Source organism: Actinomadura sp. SCN-SB, from assembly GCF_043906805.1.
In the GTDB taxonomy this organism is placed as follows: domain Bacteria; phylum Actinomycetota; class Actinomycetes; order Streptosporangiales; family Streptosporangiaceae; genus Spirillospora.
In genome coordinates, this window is the sequence record NZ_JBIMPP010000043.1 from 22598 (window position 1) to 45650 (window position 23053).

Annotated in this window: 20 protein-coding genes; 15 read left to right on the plus strand and 5 right to left on the minus strand. The window is 71.1% G+C overall.

The features are described 5' to 3' along the window. Window positions 1-187: 187 nt before the first annotated feature. Window positions 188-487, minus strand: a complete 300-nt coding sequence (locus ACGWYJ_RS25055) for a helix-turn-helix domain-containing protein (protein WP_395108772.1) — start codon at window positions 485-487, stop codon at window positions 188-190. Window positions 488-632: 145 nt separating this feature from the next. On the opposite strand from ACGWYJ_RS25055, the gene ACGWYJ_RS25060 reads away from it, so the two are divergent. Next, window positions 633-1127, plus strand: coding sequence for a hypothetical protein (locus tag ACGWYJ_RS25060; RefSeq protein ID WP_395108773.1), 495 nt, complete (start codon window positions 633-635; stop codon window positions 1125-1127). Here the strand turns inward: ACGWYJ_RS25060 and ACGWYJ_RS25065 are convergent. Further along, window positions 1124-2125, minus strand: a complete 1002-nt coding sequence (locus tag ACGWYJ_RS25065) for a magnesium and cobalt transport protein CorA (RefSeq protein ID WP_395108774.1) — start codon at window positions 2123-2125, stop codon at window positions 1124-1126. The genes ACGWYJ_RS25060 and ACGWYJ_RS25065 overlap by 4 nt on opposite strands. A gap of 86 nt (window positions 2126-2211) precedes the next feature. Here ACGWYJ_RS25065 and ACGWYJ_RS25070 point away from each other — a divergent pair, with 86 nt between their 5' ends. The 7 genes from ACGWYJ_RS25070 to mshC all read left to right on the plus strand — a co-directional run bounded on the left by ACGWYJ_RS25070 (window position 2212) and on the right by mshC (window position 9180). Continuing rightward, window positions 2212-2913 carry a histidine phosphatase family protein gene (locus tag ACGWYJ_RS25070; RefSeq protein ID WP_395108775.1) on the plus strand — a complete coding sequence of 234 codons (702 nt, stop codon included), beginning with the start codon at window positions 2212-2214 and terminating at the stop codon, window positions 2911-2913. A 10-nt stretch (window positions 2914-2923) separates the two neighbouring features. After that, on the plus strand, window positions 2924-3472 hold the full coding sequence (locus ACGWYJ_RS25075) for a DUF3090 domain-containing protein (RefSeq protein WP_395108776.1): 549 nt from the start codon (window positions 2924-2926) through the stop codon (window positions 3470-3472). Window positions 3473-3538: 66 nt separating this feature from the next. Continuing rightward, window positions 3539-4309, plus strand: a complete 771-nt coding sequence (locus ACGWYJ_RS25080; protein WP_395108777.1) for an SCO1664 family protein — start codon at window positions 3539-3541, stop codon at window positions 4307-4309. Between the two features lie 651 nt (window positions 4310-4960). Beyond that, on the plus strand, window positions 4961-5734 hold the full coding sequence (locus ACGWYJ_RS25085) for an NRDE family protein (protein ID WP_395108778.1): 774 nt from the start codon (window positions 4961-4963) through the stop codon (window positions 5732-5734). Between the two features lie 178 nt (window positions 5735-5912). After that, the gene (locus tag ACGWYJ_RS25090) at window positions 5913-6917 is read left to right on the plus strand and encodes an ABC transporter permease (protein ID WP_395108779.1); all 1005 of its coding nucleotides are present in this window, start codon (window positions 5913-5915) and stop codon (window positions 6915-6917) included. An 8-nt stretch (window positions 6918-6925) separates the two neighbouring features. After that, window positions 6926-7888: an ABC transporter permease gene (locus tag ACGWYJ_RS25095; protein ID WP_395108780.1), complete on the plus strand. Its 963-nt coding sequence runs from the start codon at window positions 6926-6928 to the stop codon at window positions 7886-7888. A gap of 50 nt (window positions 7889-7938) precedes the next feature. Next, window positions 7939-9180: a cysteine--1-D-myo-inosityl 2-amino-2-deoxy-alpha-D-glucopyranoside ligase gene (mshC, locus tag ACGWYJ_RS25100; protein WP_395108781.1), complete on the plus strand. Its 1242-nt coding sequence runs from the start codon at window positions 7939-7941 to the stop codon at window positions 9178-9180. Between the two features lie 10 nt (window positions 9181-9190). Here mshC and ACGWYJ_RS25105 read toward each other — a convergent pair whose 3' ends face one another. From ACGWYJ_RS25105 to ACGWYJ_RS25115, 3 genes are all read right to left on the minus strand, one after another. Next, window positions 9191-10756: a serine/threonine-protein kinase gene (locus tag ACGWYJ_RS25105; RefSeq protein WP_395108782.1), complete on the minus strand. Its 1566-nt coding sequence runs from the start codon at window positions 10754-10756 to the stop codon at window positions 9191-9193. Between the two features lie 196 nt (window positions 10757-10952). Continuing rightward, complete coding sequence (locus tag ACGWYJ_RS25110) at window positions 10953-11795, minus strand: PAC2 family protein (protein ID WP_285701698.1); 843 nt, start codon at window positions 11793-11795, stop codon at window positions 10953-10955. Between the two features lie 184 nt (window positions 11796-11979). After that, window positions 11980-12441, minus strand: a complete 462-nt coding sequence (locus ACGWYJ_RS25115; RefSeq protein ID WP_395108783.1) for a universal stress protein — start codon at window positions 12439-12441, stop codon at window positions 11980-11982. A gap of 198 nt (window positions 12442-12639) precedes the next feature. Between ACGWYJ_RS25115 and metH the strand changes: the two genes are divergently transcribed. From metH to ACGWYJ_RS25150, 7 genes are all read left to right on the plus strand, one after another. After that, the gene (metH, locus tag ACGWYJ_RS25120) at window positions 12640-16119 is read left to right on the plus strand and encodes a methionine synthase (protein ID WP_395108784.1); all 3480 of its coding nucleotides are present in this window, start codon (window positions 12640-12642) and stop codon (window positions 16117-16119) included. Between the two features lie 55 nt (window positions 16120-16174). After that, window positions 16175-16834 carry an HAD family hydrolase gene (locus tag ACGWYJ_RS25125; RefSeq protein WP_395108785.1) on the plus strand — a complete coding sequence of 220 codons (660 nt, stop codon included), beginning with the start codon at window positions 16175-16177 and terminating at the stop codon, window positions 16832-16834. Window positions 16835-17021: 187 nt separating this feature from the next. Next, window positions 17022-17447 (plus strand): hypothetical protein, encoded by a 426-nt coding sequence (locus ACGWYJ_RS25130; RefSeq protein ID WP_395108786.1) that lies wholly within the window; start codon window positions 17022-17024, stop codon window positions 17445-17447. 521 nt (window positions 17448-17968) lie between these two features. Next, entirely contained in the window at window positions 17969-19009 is a 1041-nt protein-coding gene (locus ACGWYJ_RS25135; protein WP_395108787.1) for an ABC transporter permease, read from the plus strand. Between the two features lie 62 nt (window positions 19010-19071). Continuing rightward, on the plus strand, window positions 19072-20799 hold the full coding sequence (locus ACGWYJ_RS25140) for an ABC transporter substrate-binding protein (protein ID WP_395108788.1): 1728 nt from the start codon (window positions 19072-19074) through the stop codon (window positions 20797-20799). A gap of 95 nt (window positions 20800-20894) precedes the next feature. After that, complete coding sequence (locus ACGWYJ_RS25145) at window positions 20895-21905, plus strand: ABC transporter permease (RefSeq protein WP_395108789.1); 1011 nt, start codon at window positions 20895-20897, stop codon at window positions 21903-21905. Further along, window positions 21905-22993, plus strand: coding sequence for an ABC transporter ATP-binding protein (locus ACGWYJ_RS25150; protein ID WP_395108790.1), 1089 nt, complete (start codon window positions 21905-21907; stop codon window positions 22991-22993). Before ACGWYJ_RS25145 ends, ACGWYJ_RS25150 begins: the two co-directional genes overlap by 1 nt. The last annotated feature ends 60 nt before the right edge of the window (window positions 22994-23053 follow it).

A 23053-nucleotide genomic window follows, 5' to 3' on the forward strand; every position in this document is an offset into this window, starting at 1 on the left:
GGTCCGGTGAGGTCGCCTCGGGTCACGCCCGATGGCGGTGCGCCACCGGCCTCCGGGGAGCCGTCAAGCGCGGAACGACGGAGCGTAACTCCCGGAGTAATGCCTATCGCTCGTACTTTTCTGGCACTACCCACCAAACAGACCAGAGGTCAGAGAACCCACTGATCATCATGAATGGTCGCGCCGATCAAGAACGCACAACACTGTGATCGTGCGATAACGACCCGCCGCCGCCGTTTGGTTGCGGCCCGGGGGAGTCGTTGTTCTTGGCCTCCAAAACCACGCGAGGGCAATTGAAGACGGCGGCGAGTTTGTTGAGCATCGCGTCGGTCGCGTTGCGGGTGCCCTTCTCGATCTCGCTGATCAGGCTGAAGGCGACCCCGCATTGCTCGGCGACCTGGGCCTGGGTCAGTCCCGCCTGTTTGCGTGCGTATCTGATCGCCGCGGGCTCGTGATTGAGCCGCCGGGGAGGTCTGCGCGGTGGCATGACCAGGACGGTAACGCGCAGTGTAGCGAAGTGCAAGGAGAAAAGAAATTGCACTGCGCAGCACTTCGCGAATTGCCACCCGAAAGGCGCGGCTAATCTGCAGAAAGGCAACGCAGTGTTGCGCAGTCATGCGAAGCTGTTGCGCATGGACGATGACCCCATGGACGAGAGGCCACCGCAACAGCCCGAGGGCAAGCTGATCGAACAGACCCTTAGGCAAGCGGGACTCACCCGCCGCAAGGCCGCTGAAATCATCAACCGCAGTGAGTCGCACCTACGACAGGTCATCAACGGCTACACGACGCCACGCGCGGGCCGCCACATCCCCGTGCGAGCCCGCGCCGACGCCCTGGCATGGATCGCCTGGAACCTGGAGATCGCCCCCGGCGAGCTGGAGGAGGCCGGTCGTCCCGACGCCGCGGCGCTGTTGCGGGAGTACCGCGGGAAGCCGCCGCTCCGCGCGACCGCAGCCGCCGCCGGGGACCCGCCCGGACCGGCCTGGGACATCGCCGAGGTCCGCGCCGACCTGCTGGAGATCGCCGAGGACTTCGAGCGGGTCGGCGCGCGGATGCAGCAGATGGTCAGGCGCCTGGAAGAGCTCGAACGGCTGGCGGGAGGCGGGACGGTGTCACCGGGCTAGAGCCAGTGGTTCTTGTGCAGGCGCCGGTAGAGGACCACGCACAGCGTCACCATCACCACGAGGACCAGCCCGTATCCGTAGCGCCATCGCAGCTCGGGCATGTGCTGGAAGTTCATGCCGTAGATCCCGGCCAGGGCCGTGGGGACGGCGATGATGGCCGCCCATGAGGAGATCTTGCGCATGTCCTCGTTCTGCTGCTTGCCCATCAGCGCCAGGTGCGCGGTCAGGACGCTGTTGAGCAGCTCGTTGTGCGCGTCCACCTGACCGTCCACGCGCAGCAGGTGGTCCAGGATGTCGCGGAAGTACTCGCGGGCCCCGGCGAACTCGGGCACCCGCCCGCGGACGATCTCCTGAAGCACGGGCACCAGCGGGTCCTGCGCGCTGCGGAACTCCAGCACCTCGCGCTTGAGGGAGTAGATGCTCTCGGTCACGTCGGGGCCGCCGGGCCGGAACACGGCCCGCTCCAGCTCGATGATGTCGACCTCGACCTCGTGCGACACCACGCCGTAGTGGTCGACGACCTCGTCGCACACCGCGTACAGGACACCCGCGGGCCCGTGGTCGAGCAGCGCGGGATCGCTCTCCAGCCGCTTGCGGACGGGCCCGAGCGGGTTGCCCTCCCCGTGCCGGACGGTCACCACGAAGTCGGGGCCGACGAACATCATGATCTCACCGACCTCGATGTCGGAGGTGCCGTCCTTGTAGACCAGGGTCTTCAGGACGATGAACAGCGTGTCGTCGTACCGTTCGAGCTTGGGCCGCTGGTGCGCGGACACGGCGTCCTCGGCGGCCAGGGGATGCAGGCCCAGCTCGTCGCGGACGAGGCCGAACTCCTCCACGGTGGGCTCGTGCAGCCCGATCCACACGAAGCAGCCGCCCGGCTCGCCGGCCGCGCCGGTCCTGGCGGCCTCGGCGCGGGCGGCGTCGAACGCGTCGCTGATGTCACCCTCGATGGTGTGCCGGACCCCACGCGAGTAGATGGCCTTGTCAACGATCACGGTTCGTCATCCTTGCGCATTATGCCGAGCTTAGAGCGATACCTGCGATCGTGAGGTGGTCCCGGTCATCTCGTAGAGTGCCAGGCGTGACGACGCTTCTGCTGGTGCGGCACGGCCTCACCGCGATGACGGGCCCGGTGCTGGCCGGGTGGACGCCGGGCGTGGATCTGGACGAGCGGGGCCGGGCCCAGGTCCGCGATCTGGGGGCGCGGCTGGCGCCGGTCCCGGTGGCGGCGGTGGTGTCCAGCCCCCTGGACCGCTGCGTGCGGACCGCCGAGGCCGTGGCGGCGGGACGGCCGGGCACGGCCGGGAAGGTGGAGCTGGACGAGCGGTTCGGCGAGGTCAGGTACGGCGACTGGACGGGCAGGCCGCTGAAGGAACTGGCCGAGGAACCGCTGTGGAAGGTCGTCCAGGCCCATCCGAGCGCGGCCCGGTTCCCCGGCGAGGACGGCGAGGCCCTGGCCGACGCCGCGCACCGCGCCGTCACCGCCGTCCGGGACTGGAACGCCAGGATCGCCGCCGAGCACGGGAAGGACGCCGCCTACGTGGTGTGCAGCCACGGCGACATCATCAAGGCGATCGTGGCCGACGCGATGGGCCTGCACCTGGACCAGTTCCAGCGCATCCAGGTGGCGCCCGCGTCCCTCACGGTGATCCGCTACACGGAGCTGCGCCCGTTCCTGTCCCGCCTGAACGACATCGGCGGGAACGTCCAGGACCTGCTGCCGCCCCCGCCCGAGGAGAAGGACGGGGACGACGGGGACGCGGCCATCGGCGGCGGCGCGTAGGGTCGTTGTCATGCCGGTCATCTCCTATGAACTTCCCGAAAGGTTCGTCGCCGGGGCGGTGGGCCAGCCGGGGGATCGTGCCTTCTACCTGCAGGCCCGTTCGGGCCGCAGGGTCACCAGCGTGGGGTTGGAGAAGTTCCAGGTGACGTTGCTGGCGGAACGCCTGGAGGAGCTGCTGGACGAGGTGCTGCGCCGCAGCGGCGGCGACGCGCCCGTACCCGCCGTGACCCCCGCCGAGCTGCGCGACGACGGCCCGCTGGAGCAGCCGGTGGAGGAGGAGTTCCGGGTCGGCACGATGGCGCTGGCCTGGGACCCCGAGGACGAGCAGGTCGTGATCGAGGCCCAGGAGGTCACCGAGGGCGAGGAGGACGCCGAGGTCGGCGAGGACGACCCGGCCATCGCGGTGCTGCGGGTGCGCATCACCGCGGCGCAGGCCCGCGCGTTCGCCGAGCGCGCGCTGAAGGTGGTGGCGGCGGGCCGGCCGCCGTGCCCGCTGTGCGGGTTGCCTTTGAACGCGGCCGGGCATGTCTGTCCACGCCAGAACGGGTATCTGGGCTAGGGACGAGGGACCCAGGGGAACGGGAGTGACTTGGATCATGGACGGGGCGGCCGGAAGAATGAACGCATGACGCAGTCCTCCCGGGATCGCACCCCCGCGGGCGACGGGCCCGTGGTCTCCCCCCGAGACACCGAGACCGCCGAGCGGCTGCTGAGCCTCGGGCGGCTCACCGTCGAGGGCCGGCTCGTCCAGGCGTCCAACGCCACGCTGTACTGCTCCATCGAGTGGGAGGGCCTGACCGCCGCCTGCGTCTACAAGCCGGTGGCGGGGGAGCGCCCGCTGTGGGACTTCCCCGACGGCACGCTGGCCGAGCGCGAGGTCGCCGCGTACGCGGTATCGGAGACGATGGGCCTGCGGGTGGTGCCGCCCACGGTGCACCGCGACGGCCCGTACGGTCCCGGCATGGTGCAGCTGTGGGTGGAGCCCGACCCGGAGGTCGACCTGGTCGCGCTGTCACGCTCCGAGGACGAGGCGATCCGCCGCATGGCGGTGTTCGACGCCGTGGTCAACAACGCCGACCGCAAGATCGGGCACCTGCTGCCCGTGAGCGACGGCCACGTGTACGGCTGCGACCACGGGGTGTGCTTCTCCGCCGAGTACAAGCTGCGCACCGTCCTGTGGCAGTGGCGCGGCCAGCGCCTGACCGCCGAGGCCGTGGAGGCCCTGCGCCGCGTCGACAAGGCCCTGAGGAACGGTCCGCTGCGCGAGAACCTGCTGCGCCTCCTGACGGCCGAGGAGGTCGAGGCCACCGTCCGCCGGGTCGAGCTGATGCTCAAGCACAAGATCCACCCGTTCCCCCCAGAAGACTGGCCCGCCATCCCCTGGCCCCCCATGTGACAACCACGACGACCCAGCCCCGAACGGCCCCCAGACGCCGCGATCGCGCCCAGAGGCAGATTCGAGCGAAGCAAGAATCTGATCGCGCAGTCGAGCCGCCAAGGCGAGTCGCAGCGATCGCACACGGTACCGGAACACACACGGCAACGACCTCAGCCCCCAACCCCAGCCCCGAACGGTCGCCCAGGCGTTGCGATCGCGTCCGAAGGCAGGTCCGAGCCTGCGAGGACCTGATCGCGTAGCGAGCCCTGGGCGAGTCGGAGCGATGCAGCGATCGCCGCGAGCACGACAAGCGAGGAGCGCCAGCGACGAGCGCAGCTCGTGCTCGCAATAAACACGGCGTTGCGATCGCGTCCGAAGGCAGGTCCGAGCCTGCGAGGACCTGATCGCGTAGCGAGCCCCCTAGGGCGAGTCGGAGCGATGCAGCGATCGCCGCGAGCACGACAAGCGAGGAGCGCCAGCGACGAGCGCAGCTCGTGCTCGCAATAAACACGGCGTTGCGATCGCGTCCGAAGGCAGGTCCGAGCTTGCGAGGACCTGATCGCGTAGCGAGCCCCCTAGGGCGAGTCGGAGCGATGCAGCGATCGCCGCAAGCACGACAAGCGAGGAGCGCCAGCGACGAGCGCAGCTCGTGCTTGCAATAGTAGACAGATGTGCACGGCGATCTTGAGTGTGGATCCCGCCTCCCCGGTGCCGGTTCTTCTGGTGGGTGTGCGTGACGAGTTCGTGGAGCGGCCTTGGGCGCCGCCGGGGCGGCATTGGCCTGATCGGCCTGGTCTGATCGGCGGTCTTGATCTGCGTGCCGGGGGTACGTGGCTGGCGGCCGACACGGATGCGCCGCGTGTTTCGACTGTGCTGAACGCGCGTGGTGTGATGGCGCCGGAGGATGGCCGGTTGTCGCGTGGTGAGCTTCCGTTGCGTGTCGCCGCCGAGGGCAAGCTGGCGCCGGAGGATCTGGAGCTGCCGCGGTACGACCCCTTCCTGCTGATCGGTGCCGAGCCGGATCGTGTGCGGTTGTGGCATTGGAACGGGGTGGACCTGGACGAGCGCGATCTGGGGCCTGGCCTGCACATGGTCCTGAACAGTGGGCTTGAGGGGGAGGGGCGTCGGGCGGGCGCGATCGAGGACGCCCACATGGAGGCGCGCAAGGCGCATTTCCGCCCGTTGTTCGCGGAGGCCCGGCGTCCGGTGCCGCGCGCCGATGACTCCGGTGTCGAGGAGGCGTGGGGTGAGTGGTTACCGCTGGCGGCGGGCGGCGGCCTGGCCCGTACCGACCAGGCGTCGCTGCTGCCGATGGTGAACCTGGACGATGGCCGCGTCTGGGGCACCACCTCGGTCTCCTTGATCGGCTTGGCCCGCGACGGGGTCCGCTACGACTTCGCCGCCGTCGGCGCGGCGGGCGCCGAGTGGACGCGCGTGGCCTGAGAACGTCCGAGAATCCCGCCGAAATTCTCTGAACGCCTTTTCTGGATCACGCTAAGTGCTACCTTGACTACTTCGTGCGATCTTTGTGGTGTCCGCGAGGGGGCCGGGCACCGGTCAAGGGAGGGCGCATGACCGGTAGGGCGACGGGTGCGGCCATGGCGGCCATGGGGGCCGCGTGATGCTGTTCACCAGGACCCCCGTGCGGGACGCCCCGCGTCCGGAGGCGGAGCCGCCCCTGGGGGCGCGCGACATCCTGGACGGCGGCGCGCCGGTGGACGTCCTGGCCCGCTCCCCGTTCGTGCTGGCGTGGCTGCGGCTGCGCCGTGACCGGACCGCGATGGCCGCGCTGGCGGTGCTGGCGGCGATCGTCGTGTTCGCGCTGCTGGCGCCGTTGTGGGCGTCCCTGACGGGGCATCCCTACGACGCGACGTTTCCCGGGACGGGCCTGGACGCCTACGGGCAGCCGGTGGGCCCCGGCCGGGAGTTCTGGCTGGGCGCCGACCAGCTGGGCCGTGACGTGCTGGTCCGTGCCGCCTACGGCGCGCGCGTGTCGCTGCTGGTGGGCGTGGGGTCGGCGGCGCTGGCCGCGCTGGCGGGCGTGGCGGCGGGGCTGGTCGCGGGGTTCGCGGGCGGGGTGCTGGACGCGCTGCTGGCCCGGCTGATGGACATCACGCTGGCGCTGCCCTACCTGCTGGTGGCGATCACGCTGGCGACCACGTTCCAGCTGTCCTCGACCGGCGCGGGCCTGGCCATGACCATGCTGGTGATCGCGTTCTTCTCGTTCGCCGCGCTGGGGCGGGTGGTGCGCGCCGAGGTGCTGTCGCTGAAACGGCAAGGGTTCGTGGAGGCGGCGCGCGCGCTCGGCGCCGGCCCGGCCCGGATCATGTACGGGGAGATCCTGCCGAACCTGGCGGGGCCCGTGATCGTCCTGACCGCGCTGATGATCCCGACCGCGATCGTGTTCGAGGCGACGCTGTCGTTCCTCGGCGTGGGGGTGCGGGCGCCGGTGCCGAGCTGGGGCGGGATGCTGGGGGAGGGCGGTGAGGCGTTCCGGTCCGCCTGGTGGCTGCTGGCCGTGCCCGGGGCGCTGCTGCTGGCGACCACGCTGTCGTTCAACCTGCTGGGCGACGGCGTCCGCGACGCGCTGGGCCCGGACGGCGGCACGTCCGTCCGGAAGGGGTGAGCGGCGCCGTGCGCGGGTCGGAGGGCCTGGCCTCGCTCGCCGTGCGGCGCCTGCTGCACGCGGTCGTCGTGCTGTGGCTGGTGTCGACGCTGGTGTTCGCGTTCCTGCACCTGTCGCCCCTCCCCGTGGAACGCGTGCTCGGGGGGCCGCGCGCCGACGCCACCGCCCTCAGATGCATCCGCCGGAACCTGGGGCTGGACCGCCCGCTGCTGGTGCAGTACGGGGAGTTCATGCTGCGCCTGATGCGCGGCGATCTGGGCAAGTCCTATGTCAACGGCACCCCCGTGGCGAGCCTCATCGCCGAGCGGCTCCCGACCACGCTGTGGCTCGTGTCCGGCGCCGCGGTGCTGTGGCTGGCCGGTGGCGTCGCGATCGGCGTGCTGTGCGCCACCCGCGCCCGCGGCCTGTGGGACCGCGCGTCCACCGTCGTCGTGCTGGCCGGGATGTCCACCCCGGCCTTCGTGATGGCGCTGGTCATGCTGTACGTGTTCTCCACCAAGGCCGGTGAGGCGGGGCTGGGTTTCTTCGAGGCCGGTCCGCCGCTGCGGGAGCATTTCTGGCAGCGGATGGTGCTGCCGTGGGTGTCGCTGGCGTTCCTGCTGCTGGCCGCCTACGCCCGCCTCACCCGTGGCGCGTTGCTGGACGTGCTGGGCGAGGACTACGTCCGCACGGCCCGCTCCAAGGGCCTGCGCGAACGCCGCGTGATCTACCGGCACGGGCTGCGGGCCGCCCTGGCCCCGGTGGTCACCCAGTTCGGCATCGACGTGGGGACGCTGGTGGGCTCGACGATCGTGACCGAGAAGGTGTTCGGCCTCCAGGGGGTGGGCCAGTTGGTCTACCAGTCGGTCGCGGCGGGCGACACGCCCGTGATCATCGGGGTGACGCTGCTGGTCACGGTGTTCGTGGTCGCCGCGAACCTGGTGGTGGACGTGGGGCACCGCCGGCTCGACCCGCGGATCGCCCGCGCCTGAGAACGATCTCGGCGTGGGGGCAGGAAACGGGCATGGCTAAGCTTTCGGGTATGCGATCGTGGCCCGCTCCCCCTGTGCCCAGCCTCCCCGCGGCGGGACTGCCCGCCGCCGACCATCAGGGGGATGGTGCCCTGCGCCTTTACGACACCGCCTCCGGTTCGGTCCGGCCCACGGCGCCCGGTGAGACGGCCCGGATGTACGTGTGCGGCATCACGCCCTACGACGCGACGCACATGGGGCACGCCAACACCTACCTCGCCTTCGATCTGGTGAACCGGGTGTGGCGGGATCTGGGGCACACGGTGCGCTATGTCCAGAACGCCACCGATGTCGACGACCCGCTGCTGGAACGCGCCAGAGAGACCGGCCAGGACTGGCGGGAGCTGGCCGACCGGGAGATCGAGCTGTTCCGGCAGGACATGGTCGCGCTGCGGATCCTGCCGCCCGACGTGTACGTCGGCGCGGTCGAGTCGATCCCGCTGGTCGTGGAGATGGTGGAGAGGCTGCGCGGCAAGGGCGCCGCCTACGAGGTGGGCGGCGACGTCTACTTCCCCGTCGCGGCCGACCCGGCGTTCGGCACGGTGAGCCGGCTGTCCCGGGAGGAGATGGGGCCGCTGTTCGCCGAGCGCGGCGGCGACCCGGACCGGGACGGCAAGAAGGACCCCCTGGACGCCCTCCTGTGGTCGGCCCGCCGCCCGGGCGAGCCGTACTGGGACTCCCCGTTCGGCGAGGGCCGGCCGGGCTGGCACGTGGAATGCTCGGCGATCTCCATCGAGTACCTGGGGATGGGCTTCGACGTCGAGGGCGGCGGGTCGGACCTGGTGTTCCCGCACCACGAGATGAGCGCGTCCCACGCCCAGGTCGCGACGGGAAAGCGGCCCCACGCCAAGGTCTACGTGCACGCGGGCATGGTCGGGCTGGACGGCGAGAAGATGTCCAAGTCCAAGGGCAACCTGGTGTTCGTCTCCAAGCTGCGGCGCGGCGGGACCGACCCGATGGCGATCCGCCTGGCCCTGCTGGCCCACCATTACCGTTCCGACTGGGAGTGGACGGACTCGGGGCTGGAGGCCGCCGGAGCCCGCCTGGACCGCTGGCGCGCCGCCGTCGCCCGTCCCTCGGGTCCCGCGGCCGCCCCCGTCGCGGCCGAGGTCCGCGGCCACCTGACCGACGACCTGGACGCGCCGTCCGCCCTGGCGGCCATCGACCGGTGGGCCGCCACCCCGGGCGACGACCCGGACGCCCCCGCCCGGATCCGTGCCCTGGCCGACGCCCTCCTCGGGGTCGCCCTGTAGCGGGCGCGGGTCAGCGCAGGACGTAGCAGTCCCAGTCGGCGGGGACGCCCGCGTCGCCGCCGAGGTGGGACTCGGCGGCCGGGTCGTACTGCGACCGGCACACCTGCGTCATCGTGATCGGGGTGTCGATGCCCACGCCGTCCCCCGTGTACACGCAGTACCACCGGCCGGAGCGGAAGGACGCCTTGCGGTCCCCGCCCGCGGCGCAGTACCGCTGCGGGTCGGGGGCTCCCAGCACCACGGGCTTGGGCGGCGGGTCGGACGGCTCGTCCTCGTGCCCGCCCGCCCCGCCGGTCGGGGCCGGTCCGCCGCCGGGCCTGGACGGGGCCGTGCCGGGGCTCCGCGGGCCGTGCCGGGACGGGGTGGCGCGCGAGGGGTCGCCCGGGGCGCGGCTCGCGCGGCCGGTGCCGGTGCGCGCGTCCGAGGCCGCGGGGGAGGTGCCGGACGGCCCGGACGCCGAGGTGCCCCGGCCCTCGCCGGAGGCGGCCAGGGCCATGACGCCGTAGGTGCCTCCACCGGCGGCCGCCGCGATGCCCAGCGCCGCCAGCGCGGCGGGCAGCCTGCTGCCCCTTCTGCGCCTGCCGCGGCCACGGGGACCGCGGGGACCGGACGGGCCGGGCGGCGGGACGGGTGCCGCGCCGTCACCGCCGTTCCCGACGGTGGTCTCCGGCTCCACGGGCGCGGTCGGCGCCGTGCCGTGCCGGTCCGGAGGAGGAGGGTCGGCCCTGGTGGCGTCCGGTGGGGCCGCGGCGGCCTGCGCGGCGAACGCCTCGTCGTGGCCGACCAGCCGCAGCAGGACCTGCGCGGCGGTGGGGCGCCGCGCCGGGTCCTTGTCGAGGGCGGCGACCAGGTCGCGCAGCTCGCCGCCGAGGTCGCCCAGGTCGGGCTCCTCGTGCAGCACGCGGTAGATCACGGCGGTGATCGAGTCCGAGCCGAACGGGGGACGCCCGGTGGCCGCGAAGGTCATCGTGGCGCCCCAGGCGAACACGTCGGCGGGCGGCCCGGCATCTCCGCCGGTGACCTGTTCGGGCGCCATGTAGGCGGGGGTGCCGACGGGACGGCCGCCGGCGGCGCTGGCCGCGTCCAGCACGCGGGACAGGCCGAAGTCGATCACCCGTGGCCCGTCGGGTCCCAGCAGCACGTTGTGCGGCTTGAGGTCGCGGTGGACGATCCCGGCGCGGTGGATGGCGGCCAGCGCGCTGGCGGTGTTGACCGCGAGCCGCTCCAGCGCGCCGCCGGTGATCGGGCCCTCCTGGGCGACCCGCCGGCTCAGCGAGGGGCCGGGGACGTACTCGCTGACCAGATAGGGGTTGTCCCCGGCCATGTCGGCGTCCAGGACCTGCGCGGTGCAGAACCGGGCGACCTGCCGCGCCACGGCCGCCTCGCGGATGAACCGGGCGCGCGCGGTGTCGTCCTCCTCGAAGCTGACCCGCAGCAGCTTGACCGCCACCCGTTCCCCGCCGGGCCCGGTGGCCAGGAAGACCGTGCCCTGGCCGCCGGAGCCGAGCCGCCCGACCAGTTCGTAGGCACCCAGACGCCTGGGATCCTGAGGCTGCAGCGGCTGGGCCTCCGGCACAGGCCCTCCTTTTCGTTCACGGCTTTTCGGGGGCATGGGGAGCTGTCGCATTATCCCGTCCAAAGCGCACCCTCGCAGCGGTCGCCCGCCGTCCGCAAGGGAAACGCCTCACCTCGCGGACGGCTCCGGCGCACGCGGAGGCCCGGATCGCCGCCGGGGCGGGCGATCCGGGCCTCCGCCGAAAGCGAAACGGGCCTCAGCCCGCGTCGCGGCGTCTCAGGTAACGCTCGAACTCGCGGGCGATGGCGTCGCCGCTGGCCTCGGGCAGCTCGGTGGCGTCCTTCTGCTCCTCCAGCGTCCGCACGTACTCGGCGACCTCGGAGTCCTCCTCGGCGAGCTCGTTGACGCCGTTCTCCCAGGCCCGCGCCTCCTCGGGCAGCTCCCCGAGCGGGACGGTGACGTCCAGCAGGTCCTCGACGCGGCGCAGCAGGGCGAGGGTGGCCTTGGGGGAGGGCGGCTGGGCGACGTAGTGGGGGACCGCCGCCCACAGCGACACGGTGCTCAGCCCGGCCTTGGCGCAGGCGTCCTGGAGGACGCCCAGGATGCCGGTGGGCCCCTCGTACCGGGTCGGCTCCAGGTGCAGGGTGGTGACCAGCCCCGCCTCCGACGCCGCCCCGGTCACCGGGACGGGGCGGGTGTGCGGCGCGTCGGCCAGGAGGGCGCCCAGCAGGACGACGTTCTGCACGTTCAGCTCCAGCATCAGCCCGACCAGCTCGCGGCAGAACGACCGCCACCGCATGTTGGGCTCGATGCCGTGGACCAGGACCACGTCCCGCCCGGACGGCAGGCGGCTCCAGGAGACCCGGGTGGTCGGCCAGATGATCCCGCGGCTCTCGCCGTCGCTCATCTCGATGATCGGACGGGTGACCTGGAAGTCGTAGTAGTCGTCCGGGTCGAGTTCGGCGATCGGGACGGCCTCCCAGGTCGACTCCAGGTGCTGGATGACCCCGCTGGCGGCCTCTCCGGCGTCGTTCCACCCCTCAAAGGCCGCCACGAGCACCGGATCGACGAGTTCGGGCACGCTTTCGAGCTCGACCACGCGCTGCCTCCTTCCGACGTCGGGTACAGCGTCACCGTGGGGGCCGTCATTCCCGGGGCAGGGGTCCCGGGCCATGATCGGTGCCTGTCAGCCTACGTCCTGAGCGGGCGCCTCCCCTACCGTTGCGGCGCCCCGATCTCGCCGGGGCGCTCGCCGGGACGGCCTGCCGGGGGCCCGCCGGGGCTCACCGCCTCCCGTCGGTGGTGTGGACGATCAGCACGTCGCACGGCGCCCGGTGGGAGAGGTTGGCGGGCACCGACCCCAGGATCCGCCCGGCCAGGCTGTTGAGGCCGCGGTTGCCCACCACGACCAGGTCGGCGGCGCGGTCCTTGGCCAGCTTGCTGATCACATCGACGGCGTCGCCCTCGCGGGCCTCCTGCTCGATGTCACCGGCGCCGGCGGCGACGGCCCGTTCCCTCGCGGCGCGCAGCGCGTCCTCGGCGGGGGTGGAGCCCTGCACCTTGTAGGCCAGGTCGCCCAGGCGGTCGGCGGCCTCCAGCCGTTCCCGCTCGGGCATCGGGTTGTAGGCGGTGGCGAGCAGCAGCGTGGCGCCGGTGGCGGCGGCCAGCTGGGCGGCCCGGTCGACCGCGCGGAAGGAGGAGTCCGAGCCATCGGTGCCGACGAGGATGGTGCGGTACGCGCTCATTGCTGGTTCCTTGGGTGCCGGGGGGTTACGGGGGTGTGTGGGTCTAGGGTGTGCTTACCGGGGAGTAGCTCCGGTGGCAACTTATCCTCCCGGCGGCCCATCCGTCACGGGCATACGGGGGGACGCCCGCGGGACGCCGCCCGCCCGCTTCCGAGGCGGCGCACGGGCGCTTTACCGTCCCGGCTAGGCTGGGGCACCATGAGCATTCCCACTCCGCAGTCATTGCGTCAGGCTCTCAGGCAACGCGTCGTCGTGGCCGATGGGGGCATGGGGACGATGCTCCAGGACGCCGGCCCCACGCTGGACGACTACGAGGGTCACGAGGGCTGCAACGAGATCCTGAACGTCAGCCGCCCCGACATCGTCCGCGACGTCCACGCGGCCTACCTGGACGCCGGAGTGGACTGCGTCGAGACCAACACCTTCGGCGCCAACCTCGGGAACCTCGGCGAGTACGGCATCACCGACCGCATCCACGAGCTGGCCGAGGCGGGGGCCCGGCTGGCGCGGGAGGTCACCGACCGCTACTCCACCCCGGACCGGCCCCGCTGGGTGATCGGGTCGATCGGGCCGGGCACCAAGCTGCCCACGCTGGGCCATGTGACCTTCGCCGAGCTGCGCGACGCCTACCGGCGCACCGCCGAGGGGCTGCTCGCGGGCGGGGCGCACGCGCTGCTGGTGGAGACCTGCCAGGATCTGCTGCAGGCCAAGGCCGCGCTGATCGGCGCCAAGCGCGCCATCGCCGCCGCGGGCTCGGACACGGTGCTGATCGCGCAGGTCACCATCGAGCAGAACGGCGCGATGCTGATGGGCTCGGAGATCGGCGCGGCGCTGACCGCGCTGGAGCCCCTGGAGCTGGACCTGATCGGCCTGAACTGCGCCACCGGCCCGGCGGAGATGAGCGAGCACCTGCGCTACCTGGCCCGGCACGCCCGGATCGGGCTGTCGTGCATGCCGAACGCGGGCCTGCCCGAGCTGACCGCCGACGGCGCCCACTACCCGCTGACCCCGCGCGAGCTGGCCGACGCGCACGACGCCTTCACCCGCGACTTCGGGCTGTCCCTGGTGGGCGGCTGCTGCGGGACGACGCCCGAGCACATGCGGCAGGTCGTGGAGCGGGTCGGCGGACGTGAGCTCACTGAGCGCAAAAGCCGGCCCGAGCACGGCGCCGCCTCCCTCTACCAGCACGTCCCGTTCCGGCAGGACACCTCCTACCTGGCCATCGGCGAGCGCACCAACGCCAACGGCTCCAAGGCGTTCCGGGAGGCGATGCTGGAGGAGCGCTGGGACGACTGCGTCAAGATCGCCCGGGACCAGGCGCGGGACGGCGCGCACATGATCGACCTGTGCGTGGACTACGTCGGCCGCGACGGCGTCCGCGACATGAAGGAGCTGGCGTTCCGGTTCGCCACCGCCGCGACGCTGCCGATCGTCCTGGACTCCACCGAGACCCCCGTGATCGAGGCGGGCCTGGAGATGCTCGGCGGCCGCGCCGTGGTCAACTCGGTCAGCTTCGAGGACGGCGACGGCGAGGGCTCCAAGCTGCGGCGGCTGATGCCGATCGTCCGCGAGCACGGCGCCGCGATCGTGGTGATGTGCATCGACGAGGAGGGGCAGGCCCGCACCGCCGAGTGGAAGGTCCGGGTCGCCGACCGGATGATCCGGGAGCTGACCGGCAACTGGGGCATGCGGGTCGAGGACATCATCGTCGACTGCCTCACCTTCACCATCGGCACCGGCCAGGAGGAGTCGCGCCGCGACGCGCTGGAGACGATCGAGGCGATCCGCGAGCTCAAGCGGCTGCACCCGAACGTGCAGACGACGCTGGGCCTGTCCAACGTGTCGTTCGGGCTGAACCCGGCCGCCCGCATCGTGCTGAACTCGGTGTTCCTGCACGAGTGCGTGGACGCCGGCCTGGACTCGGCGATCGTGCACGCGTCCAAGATCCTGCCGATGGCGCGGATCCCCGAGGAGCAGCGCAAGGTCGCCCTCGACCTGGTCTACGACCGGCGCTCGGAGGGTTACGACCCGCTGCACCGGTTCATGGAGCTGTTCGAGGGCGTGGACACCAAGGCGCTGAAGGCCGGCCGCGCCGCCGAGCTGGCCGCGCTGCCGCTGTGGGAGCGGCTCAAGCGCCGCATCGTGGATGGCGAGCTGGACGGCCTGCCCGCCGACCTGGACGAGGCCCTCACCCAGCGGCCCGCCCTGGAGATCGTCAACGACGTCCTGCTGGACGGCATGAAGACGGTCGGCGAGCTGTTCGGCTCCGGGCAGATGCAGCTGCCGTTCGTCCTGCAGTCCGCCGAGGTGATGAAGACCGCGGTGGCCTACCTCGAGCCGCACATGGAGAAGTCCGAGGACGGCGGCAAGGGCCGGATCGTGCTGGCCACCGTCAAGGGCGACGTGCACGACATCGGCAAGAACCTGGTCGACATCATCCTGTCGAACAACGGCTACGAGGTGATCAACCTCGGCATCAAGCAGCCGATGTCGGCGATCGTGCAGGCCGCCGAGAACGAGCGCGCCGACGTGATCGGCATGTCCGGGCTGCTGGTGAAGTCCACGGTGATCATGAAGGAGAACCTGGAGGAGCTGAACTCCCGCGGCGTGGCCGGCCGGTGGCCGGTGCTGCTGGGCGGCGCCGCCCTCACCCGCGCCTACGTCGAGCAGGACCTGGCCGAGCTGTTCGACGGCGAGGTCCGCTACGCCCGCGACGCGTTCGAGGGCCTGCGGCTGATGGACGCGTTCATGGCCGTCAAGCGCGGCGAGGAGGGCGCGAGCCTGCCGCCGCTGCGCGAGCGCCGCGTCAAGCGCCGCGGCCCCAGGTTCGAGATCACCGAGCCGGAGGACCTGCCGTCCCGCTCGGACGTGGCCGCCGACAACCCGGTGCCCGAGCCGCCGTTCTGGGGCGACCGGATCGTCAAGGGCATCCCGCTGAACGACTACGCGGCGTTCCTGGACGAGCGGGCCACGTTCATGGGCCAGTGGGGCCTCAAGCCCGCCCGCGGCGGCGACGGCCCCTCCTACGAGGAGCTGGTGGAGACCGAGGGCCGTCCCCGGCTGCGGATGTGGCTCGACCGCGTCCAGACCGAGGGGCTGATCGAGGCCGCCGTCGTGTACGGGTACTTCCCGGCCGTCGGCGAGGGCGATGATCTGGTGCTGCTGAACGAGGACGGGTCGGAGCGGGAGCGGTTCACCTTCCCCCGGCAGCGCCGCGACCGGCACCTGTGCCTGGCCGACTTCTTCCGCCCGCGCGAGTCGGGCGAGGTGGACGTGGCCGCGTTCCAGCTCGTCACGGTCGGGTCGAAGATCAGCGAGGCCACCGCCGAGCTGTTCGCCAAGAACGCCTACCGCGACTACCTGGAGCTGCACGGCCTGTCGGTGCAGCTGACCGAGGCGCTGATGGAGTACTGGCACGCGCGGATCCGCGCCGAGCTGGGCTTCGGCGCGGAGGACCCGGCCGACGTGGAGGACTTCTTCAAGCTCGGCTACCGCGGCGCCCGGTTCTCCTTCGGCTACGCCGCCTGCCCCGACCTGGAGGACCGCGCCACCCTGGTGCGGCTGCTGGCCCCCGAGCGGGTGGGCGTGAGCCTGTCGGAGGAGCTCCAGCTGGTCCCCGAGCAGTCGGCGGACGCGCTGGTCGTCCACCATCCCGAGGCCAAGTACTTCAACACCTGAGACGTCGGGCACCTGAGACGTCGGACCCCGGATACGTCGGAGGAGGAACGCGCGCGTGGGGGACATCGGGGGGCTGCGGGCCGTCCTGTTCGACATGGACGGCCTGCTGATCGACTCCGAGCGGCTGTGGCTGGAGGTGGAGACCGAGACCATGGCCTGGCTCGGCGGCGCCTGGGGGCCCGAGCAGCAGAAGCTCCTGGTCGGCTCGTCGCTGGACCGGGCGTCGGCCTACATGGTGGAGCTGACGGGCGCGGACGTGCCGGCCGCCGAGGTGGGCCGGCGGATGGTGGACGGCATGGTGGAGCGGCTGAGCTCCTGCGTGCCGATGATGCCGGGCGCCAAGGACCTGCTCGTCCAGGTCCGGGACGCGGGCGTGCCCGCCGCCCTGGTCTCCTCCAGCCACCGCGTGCTGGTCGACCCGGTCCTGGACGCGGTCGGCCGGGAGTTCTTCGCCCTCAGCGTCGCCGGTGACGAGGTGTCCCGCACCAAGCCCGACCCGGAGCCGTACCTGACCGCGGTGGCGCGGCTGGGCGCCGTCCCGGGCCGCTGTGTGGTGCTGGAGGACTCGCCTACCGGTGTCCGGGCGGCGGAAGCGGCGGGCTGCGCCGTGGTGGCGGTGCCCTGCCTGCTGCCGGTGCAACCCGGCCCCGGCCGTACCGTCGTCGAATCGTTGCGAGAGGTTGACCTGGCATTGCTGCGTTCCCTTGTGGCCTGATACTTCTTCCTGTCCTGATACCGGGGCGGGTGCCGGTCCCTGATACCGCGGTGGGCGTCCCTAGGGGATGGATCACGCGAAGGGAGGAGCCGGGGCCCGCGGAAACCGTTCCCGCGGAGGAGCGCATTCGGCGCGTACCGTGTGAGCATGGGGGAAAGGACGACCGCGGGAGAGTGAGGGGGCGGTCATGACGGACACCGCCGTTGACGCGATCTGTTTCGGCGTCACGCTGCTGGGCCTGATCATCAGCTGGGGCGTGTACCGGCGGCGCGGCGCCGCGCCGGCGCTGCGCGGGGCCGCCCTGTCGCTGGTGCCGCTGGCCGCCGCCATGACGGGCGTGACCGAGTTCTTCGTCGAGCTGACCTTCAGCCCGTCCCGGTGGGCGGGCGTGGGCGTGGCGGGCCTGGCCGCCGTGCTCTACCTGACCTCCGGTGTGATGCTCAGCCGCCGCGCGGGCGCCGTGGGCGGCGGGTCCGCCCGGGGCGAGGCGGGCGGCCGTACGGAGCGCAAGGCCGCGGGCCGGGGCTCCAAGGCGCCCAAGGCCGTCGAGCCGGCCGCCGATCCGGAGATGGCGGAGATCGAGGAGATTCTCCGTAATCGCGGCATCAAATGATCACACGGATTGGGTAAAGGCGGCCCGTCAGGGGTCGTGATCGAAATCACAAACGAACGCCGACCGGCGCGACGCCGGTCGGCGTTCGCGTTCCCGGGGGCGGCGCTCCCCCGGGAGGTCGTCACATGGGCCCCACGGGCCCCGTTCGCCTCACCCGAAGCCTTGCGTCCATTTTGTCCACCGCAGACGCCCTGACCTGCGCACGAACGGTATCGAATCGGACTCAGAACGGTAAAGCTTCCTGGTCTAGACCGGTCCGGTGTTGCGGTGCACTCGCCGGGCGCGCGTACTATTCGTGCGCTTTGCCAATGCATTGTGCGGATCGCGTGTGCCCGAGATGACGACGAGATCACAAATCTGAAACGGGTACTGGCCGAGGCCGCCGCAACGGATGGACAGTCGTCCTCGAAGGACTAGGTTTCCCTCCAGCAAACGCGGCGTAACGGGCATGAGCGGCGGACGATCTCCGCCGCCGGGTCCCGTTAGGCGGCGCGGCGTCGCGAGGGTAGGAGGTACGGAGCGTGACCGCACCGATCGAGGTGTCCGGGTCGGACCAGCAGGCCCAGCCCGACGCCGTGCTCACCGGTGTCGAGCGCAAGGCCATCCAGGGACGCTCCCTCGGGCAGATCGCCTGGATGCGGTTGCGCCGCGACAAGGTGGCGATGGCGGGAGGCGTCTTCGTCCTGCTGCTGATCGTGGTGGCACTGCCCGGGGTGACCGACCTGCTGGTGCGCCTGGGCGGCTCCCCGCCCAACGAGTTCCACCAGAACCTGGTGGACCCCACGCTGGGCAGCCCGAACGGGTCGTTCGGCGGCATCAGCGCCGACCACATCTTCGGCATCGAGCCGGTCAACGGGCGCGACCTGTTCAGCCGCATCCTCTACGGCGCCCGGGTGTCGATCCTGATCGGCGTGCTGGCGACCCTCCTGTCGGTGGCGCTCGGCACGATCGCCGGCATCCTGGCCGGCTACTTCGGCGGCTGGATCGACACCCTCATCGCCCGGCTGATGGACATCTTCCTGGCCTTCCCGCTGGTGCTGTTCGCGATCTCGCTGGTCGGGGTGATCCCCAACCAGATGGACATCCTGCCGTTCGGCCCGGATCTCCTGCACGTGATCACGCTGGAGGGCAACGGCCTGCGGATGGCCGTGCTGGTGTTCATCATCGGGTTCTTCAACTGGCCCTACATCGGGCGCATCATCCGCGGGCAGACGCTCTCCCTGCGGGAGCGGGAGTTCGTGGACGCGGCGCGCAGCCTGGGCGCCCGCAACTCCCACATCCTGTTCAAGGAGATCCTGCCGAACCTGGTCGCGCCGATCCTGGTCTACTCGACCCTGCTGATCCCGACCAACATCCTGTTCGAGGCCGCGCTGTCCTTCCTGGGCGTCGGTATCAACCCGCCCGACCCCTCCTGGGGAGGGATGCTGTCGGCCGCCACGGAGCTGTACACGGTAGCCCCCCACTTCGTGATCGTCCCGGGCCTCGCGATCTTCGTCACCGTGCTGGCCTTCAACCTCTTCGGTGACGGGCTGCGCGACGCCCTGGACCCACGCGCCCGATGATCCCGGCCAAGAACCGGTATAGCGAAAGGGAAGCAATGAAATCTCCCAAGGTCGTGACCAGCATGGCGGCCACAGCCGTCGTGCTGAGTCTCGGACTGTCCGCCTGCGGCGGCGACTCCGGCGATGATGGGGACGGCGGAACCGGTCAGTTCAACGCCGCCGCCACGCAGGTCGTGAACCCGTCCGACCGCAAGGGCGGGGTTCTGAAGATGGCCCAGCCGGACGACTTCGAGTCCCTGGACCCCGCCAACATCTACTACGCCTACGGCAACAACTTCCTGCGCCTGTACTCCCGGACGCTGATCACCTACGCGTCCAAGCCGGGCCAGGAGGGCGCCACGTTCTCGCCGGACCTGGCGCAGTCGATGGGCACGCCCAGCGACGGCGGCCGCACCTGGACCTACAAGCTCAAGCGCGGCATCAAGTACGAAGACGGCACCGAGATCAAGGCCAAGGACATCAAGTACGCGGTCGCGCGCACCTTCGACCGCAGCGTGATCCGCAACGGCCCGTCGTACTTCACCCAGCTGCTGGACGCCGAGGGCTACGAGGGTCCGTTCAAGGACAAGAACCTCGACAACTTCAAGGGCGTCGAGACCCCCGACGACTACACGGTCGTGTTCAAGCTGAAGGACCCGTTCGCCGAGTTCGACCAGCTCGTCGGGTTCAGCGGGCAGACCGCCCCGCTGCCGCAGGCCAAGGACACCGGTGTGAAGTACACCGAGCGCCCGTTCTCCAGCGGCCCCTACAAGTGGGAGGGCAACTACCGGCCCAAGCAGGGTGGCGTGCTGGTGCGCAACACCTTCTGGGACCAGTCGACCGACCCCAACCGCAAGCAGCTGCCGGACCGTATCGAGATCCAGTCCGGCCTGAAGGCCGAGGAGATCGACAACCGGCTGCTGGCGGGGACGTTGCACATCGACCTGCCGGGCTCCGGTGTGCAGACCGCCGCGCGGCAGAAGATCCTCACCGACCCCAAGCTGAAGGGGAACGCCGACAACCCGCTGGCCGGCTTCCACTGGTTCGTGCCGATCAACCGCAAGTCCATCCCGAACATCGAGTGCCGCAAGGCGATCGTGTACGCGGCCGACCGGGCGGCGATGTACCGGGCCTACGGCGGTGACGTCGGTGGCGAACCGGCCACCTCGATCCAGCCCCCGAACGTGGTCGGCCGCCAGAAGGGCACCGACTACTACACCAAGGCGGACCCGAACTTCACCGGTGACGTGAACCAGGCCAAGGCCGCCCTCGCCAAGTGCGGGCAGCCCAACGGCTTCTCCACGACGATGGTGTACCGCAGCGACCGCCCGAAGGAGAAGGCGGTGGCCGAGGCGCTGCAGCAGTCGCTCGCCAAGGCCGGCATCCAGCTGACGCTGAAGGGCTTCCCGTCGGGCACCTACACCAACGAGCAGTTCGGCGCGCCGGCGTTCGTGGCCCGCGAGAAGATCGGCCTGGGCACCTACGGGTGGGCCCCCGACTGGAACACCGGCTACGGCTACCTGCAGCCCATCACCGACGGCAAGGCGATCGTGCCGACCGGCAACGCCAACATGTCGGAGCTGGACCTGCCTGAGATCAACAAGATGTGGAACGACGTGGTCAAGCTGACCGACGCCAACGCCCGCGCCCAGATCTACAACCAGGTGGACGACATCTGGCGCAAGGACGCGTCGGTGATCCCGAACGTGTACGCCAAGTCGCTGCTGTACCGGCCGGCCAACGTGACGAACGTCTACTTCCACGCGGGCTTCGGGATGTACGACTACGCCAACCTGGGCGTGGCCGGCTGACGCTCGCACCAACCCCGTACTACCTGAGAGAAGGCAGGTGAAGGCAGCGGGCGGCCGGCGGGGCCAACCCCCGCCGGCCGCCCACGCCGGACACTGTGGTCACATTCATCGTTCGCCGTCTCATCGGCTCGATCGGCCTGCTGCTGGTCATCAGCGCGGTGGTGTTCGGCATCTTCTTCCTCGTGCCCAGGGCCGCCGGTGTGACCACCGACCAGCTCGCGGCGCGCTACGCCGGCAAGACCCCGGACGCGGCGACGCTTGAGGCGATCAAGGACAGGTTCGGCCTGGACGACCCGGTGGCCGTCCAGTACGGCAAGTTCATCAAGGCCATCGTGGTGGGCGACACCTACGACACCGGCACCCAGACCATCCGCTGCCCGGCGCCCTGCCTGGGCTACTCGTTCCGCACCAACCAGTCGGTGCTGAGCGAGATCGTCCACCGGCTGCCGGTGACGCTGTCGATCACCTTCGGCGCGGCGGTGCTGTGGCTGGCCGGCGGCATCTCGATCGGCGTGCTGTCGGCGCTGCGCCGCGGGACGATCTTCGACCGGGCCGCGATGGCGCTGGCGCTGGCCGGGGTCTCCCTTCCGATCTTCTTCACCGGGCTGCTGGGCCTGGCGTTCGTGGTGCACCAATGGGGGTTGCTCCCTGAGGTGAACTATGTCGCGCTGACCGCCAATCCGGCGAAGTGGTTCACGGCGTTGCTCTTGCCGTGGATCTGCCTGGCGTTCCTCTATGCGGCGCTGTACGCCAGGCTCACCCGCGCCGGGATGCTCGAGACGATGAACGAGGACTTCGTCCGCACGGCGCGCGCCAAGGGGCTGCCGGAGCGGACCGTGGTGGTCAAGCACGGGCTGCGCGCCACGCTGACCCCGATCATGACGGTGTTCGGCCTGGATCTGGGCCTGCTGCTCGGCGGTGCGATCATCACCGAGCGCACGTTCTCGCTGCCCGGTCTGGGCCAGCTCGCGCTGGACGGGATCTTCCAGAGCGACCTGCCGGTCGTACTGGGTGCGACGATGGCGGCCGCGTTGTTCATCGTGCTGGCTAACCTGGTCGTGGACGTTCTGTACGGGGTCGTCGACCCGAGGGTGAGGCACAGCTGATGGGGGACACTGCGGAGGCCGCGGGCAAGGACACCGCCGCGAGCCCGGCGGAGGCCGCGGGCGCGGCGCCCGACGCCTTTCTCGAGGTCCGCGACCTGCGGATCCACTTCCCGACCGACGACGGCCTGGTGAAGTCGGTCGACGGGCTGTCGTTCCGCCTGGACCGCGGCCGCACGCTGGGCATCGTGGGCGAGTCCGGGTCGGGCAAGTCCGTCACGAGCCTGGGCATCCTGGGCCTGCACAACCGGCGCAACGCCCGCATGTCGGGGGAGATCTGGCTGGACGGCCAGGAGCTGGTGTCGGCCTCGCCCGAGCAGGTCCGGCGGCTGCGCGGCCGCGCCATGGCGATGATCTTCCAGGACCCGCTGTCGGCGATGCACCCGTTCTACACGGTGGGCCACCAGATCATCGAGGCGTACCGGGTGCACAACGACGTGTCCAAGCAGGTGGCGCGCAAGCACGCCATCGACATGCTGGGCCGGGTGGGGATCCCGCGGCCGGACCGGCGGGTGGACGACTACCCGCACCAGTTCTCCGGCGGCATGCGGCAGCGCGCGATGATCGCGATGGCGCTGTCGTGCGACCCGGAGCTGCTGATCGCCGACGAGCCCACCACGGCGCTGGACGTGACCGTGCAGGCGCAGATCCTGGACCTGATCCGGGACCTGCAGCAGGAGTTCAACTCCGCCATCATCATGATCACCCACGATCTCGGGGTGGTCGCGGAGCTGTCGGACGACATCCTGGTGATGTACGGCGGCCGGTGCGTGGAGTACGGCAGCGTCGGCGACGTGTTCCACCGTCCCGAGCACCCCTACACCTGGGGGCTGCTGGGGTCGGTGCCGCGGCTGGACCGGCCGCCGCAGGAGCGGCTGATGCCGATCAAGGGCACCCCGCCGAGCCTGATCAACCTGCCGCCGGGCTGCGCGTTCAACCCGCGCTGCGCCTACGCGCAGGAGAACGGCGGCAAGTCGACCACCGAGCGTCCCGAGCTGGTGGAGGCGGCGCCCGGGCACAGCGTGGCCTGCCACCTGCCCGTCGAGCGGCGCCGCCAGATCTGGACCGACGAGATCGCCCCGCACCTGTGACCGGGGGCACTGGAGACATCGTGAGCACTTCCGACGACGGCCGTCCCGCGGACGCGGCGA